Raw genomic sequence first — 2,800 nt, forward strand, 5'->3', positions numbered from 1 at the left:
AGCGTCAGCAGCAGCCCAGAAAGCGGCAGCGACTGGCCGCTGCTCAGTCCGATCAGCAGCAGGCCGCCGCTACCGACGATAAGGCCAGCCAGCTGCGCCGCACTGAAGCGCTCGCCCAGCCACAGCGCACCCAGCAGCAAGGTGAAAAAAGCCTGGCTTTGCAATACGATGGAGGCGAGCGAGGCTGGCATGCCGGCCTTGATCGCCGAAAACAGAAAGGCGAACTGGCCGAAGCCGACGGTCAGGCCGTATGCTGCCAGCGCGCGCCACGGCAGCTTGGGGCGGCGCACGAACATTAGGCCGATGCTGGCGGCGCAGGCAAAGCGCAGCGCACCCAATAGAAAGGGCGGTACCCCGGCCACGCCCCACTTGATCACCACGAAGTTGAATCCCCACACGGCGACGATGGCCAGTGCGATCAGTCGATCGGTAAAAGGCATGGATGTCTCCTGTTAGATACTGATTATGCCATCAGCTTGACGTGAGTGCGGCAAGACAGCTTGATACGCTATGCAGCCGGGCAAAGCGCCCGCCCAGCACCAGTTCGGTATGGGCGCGGATTTCATCGGGCGAATAGACGCGGCCGCTGGCCGCATGGGTCATGGCAAAGGTCTGTGTGGCCTCTGTCACAAAGTCGACCGCGTAGCCCAGATCGGAGGCGACGCGGGCGGTGGTCTCGCAGCACTGCTCGGTGCGCAGGCCGGCAATGATCAGCCGGGTGATGCCACGTGCGGCAAGCCAGGGCTGCAGGCCGCTATCGGTCAGCGCATTGTGTACATGCTTGGTGAAGGTGGCATCGGCATCGTCCGGCAGCCAGTCCATGATGCGCACCAGGCCCGAGGCGGCGGTAAATGGCCCGTCGCCGTCTTCGTGCAAGATGTGGACCACCGGTACGCCGTGCGTACGGCAGCCGGCTATCAGGGCGAGCAGTTTGTCGCGAAAGGCGGGCAGGGTGCTTTCGTCCCAGTACGGGCGCTGGATAAACGATTGCTGGACATCGATCACGATCAGGGCGCGGCGTTCGGGCATGCTGTTCTCCTTGTATGGGAGCGGCCAGTATGCGCGCGGAGCAGCGCCTTGCGTGATGCCGGTTACAGACCTGACAGGGGACGGATTCGGCCAAAACGTGTGCAGAGACCGATCCGTATTTCTGCTAGGCTATCCTTTTTGCATGACAGTTGAGAGGTGTGGCATGGAGAAGCATTACCCGGTTCTGGGCGAGAAAAGCATCGTGATGCGCTGGGGCGATATGGACGCCATCGGCCACCTCAACAATGCGGTGTATTTCCGCTATCTGGAGCAGATCCGCATCGACTGGCTGGAAGAGGCCGGTTTTCCGATTACGCCCGATGGTATCGGGCCGGTCATTGCCCATACCGCCTGCCATTTCAAGCGCGAAATTGCCTACCCCAATACCCTGCACATCAGCATCGAGCTGGAGCATCTGGGGCGCAGCAGCCTGAAGTTGCGCCACCGATTTTTTTGCGCGGAAGACCGCGATACGGTGTATGCGGTGGGCGAGGTGACGCTGGTGTGGGTCGACTACCGTCAGGGCAAGAGCGTACCGATTCCGCAGGCGATACGGGATATTGCGACCGCCCGCCTGATTGAAAATTAGTATTGAATAAGTACGGCCATTTTGTTTTATATATTTGTTTATGGTTATTTGATAACATTAAATATATTCTTATTATTTTTGGCTGTATTCCTATGCGTTCAATACGTAGCAAGTTAACCCTGCTGACAGCCGCAGCGATGCTGCTTGCCGCTCTAAGCATCACGCTGATCGTCTGTTTCAACCTGATGCGTAACGCCAATCAGGAAGCCTTGCGCGAGATGCGGCAGATCACCCATGCGCAGGCGCAATATGTCTCCGAATGGCTGGGGGTGCGCAAGAAAATCATCAGCAGCAGCCTCGAGCGTGCAGCAGATCCCGAGGTCAGCTACTACCTCAAGCAACTGGCCGAATCCGGCGGGTTCAGCATTATTTATGCGGGTAATGGTGCGACAGAGGATATGGCGTACTCGGTACCCGGCCGCCCTAAACCCAGCGCCGATTACCGGCCGTCACAGCGGCCGTGGTTTCAGCAATCCAAAATGCAAAACGGCATTATCGTGACCGAGCCCTATCCGGACTCCGAGCCGGAGACCCGGGGGCAGTTGGTGATCACCATCGCCGATAGTGTCAGGGGCCAGCCTTTGGTCGTGGGCGGCGATATTCTGATCGAGCAGTTGGTGCAGTCGATTCTCGGCGTCAAGCTGCCGGGGCAAGGCCATGCGTTCCTGATGACGAAAGACGGCAAGGTTATCGCCTACCCGAAAGACGGTACTGCGCTCAAGCCGGTCGCTACTGTGATTCCAGCACTGGATGGTGCAGCCATCTCCAGCATGGCGGCCTCTTTGCAGGCGCGCAGCATGGAGATAGACGGCAAGGCATTTCTGGTTGAACTCAAGCCGGTAGATGGCAGCGACTGGGTGCTTGGCGTCGCCCTGGATCAGGCCGAGATCGATGCGCCGCTATATCGCATGCTGGCCATGATCATAGGCGGGGTGGCGCTGGTGTGTACGCTGGTGCTGCTACTGTGTTCGGCCTATCTTGGGCGCCTGTTGCAGGGTTTATTCCGGGTGCGCGATGCGATGCGTGAAATTGCCGCGGGCGAGGGGGATCTGACCCGGCGCATCGATGTCAGCGGAAACGATGAAGTGGCGCAAACCGCACAGGCATTCAACCAGTTTGTGTCTAGCCTGAACGGCATGTTCCGTGAACTGCAGGGTGAGGCCGTGGCATTGGGGCAAGGGG

4 protein-coding genes are annotated in these 2,800 nt (G+C 59.4%); 2 read left to right on the forward strand and 2 right to left on the reverse strand.

Features of this window, described 5'->3' with window-relative positions; all coding sequences use genetic code 11:
- Together ACRC1E_RS12005 and ACRC1E_RS12010 are read right to left on the reverse strand one after the other, a co-directional pair.
- A partial coding sequence (locus ACRC1E_RS12005; protein ID WP_438515328.1) for an EamA family transporter occupies positions 1–440 on the reverse strand: 440 nt, incomplete at its 3' end.
- Positions 441–471: 31 nt separating this feature from the next.
- A complete protein-coding gene (locus tag ACRC1E_RS12010) occupies positions 472–1,029 on the reverse strand; it encodes an isochorismatase family protein (RefSeq protein ID WP_438515329.1) in 558 nt (185 codons plus the stop codon).
- A gap of 163 nt (positions 1,030–1,192) precedes the next feature.
- Here ACRC1E_RS12010 and ACRC1E_RS12015 point away from each other — a divergent pair, with 163 nt between their 5' ends.
- Together ACRC1E_RS12015 and ACRC1E_RS12020 are read left to right on the forward strand one after the other, a co-directional pair.
- Positions 1,193–1,618 carry an acyl-CoA thioesterase gene (locus ACRC1E_RS12015; protein ID WP_438515330.1) on the forward strand — a complete coding sequence of 142 codons (426 nt, stop codon included), beginning with the start codon at positions 1,193–1,195 and terminating at the stop codon, positions 1,616–1,618.
- 137 nt (positions 1,619–1,755) lie between these two features.
- Positions 1,756–2,800 (forward strand): cache domain-containing protein (locus tag ACRC1E_RS12020; RefSeq protein ID WP_438515331.1); only part of this gene is annotated, 1,045 nt, incomplete at its 3' end.

This window comes from Craterilacuibacter sp. (assembly GCF_051659485.1).
Taxonomy (GTDB): domain Bacteria; phylum Pseudomonadota; class Gammaproteobacteria; order Burkholderiales; family Chromobacteriaceae; genus Craterilacuibacter.

Excerpts from the sequence above, each read along its gene's own strand:
- ACRC1E_RS12010 (WP_438515329.1), bottom strand. The coding sequence starts at position 1,029 with ATGCCCGAACGCCGCGCCCTGATCGTGATCGATGTCCAGCAATCGTTT.
- ACRC1E_RS12015 (WP_438515330.1), top strand. The coding sequence starts at position 1,193 with ATGGAGAAGCATTACCCGGTTCTGGGCGAGAAAAGCATCGTGATGCGC.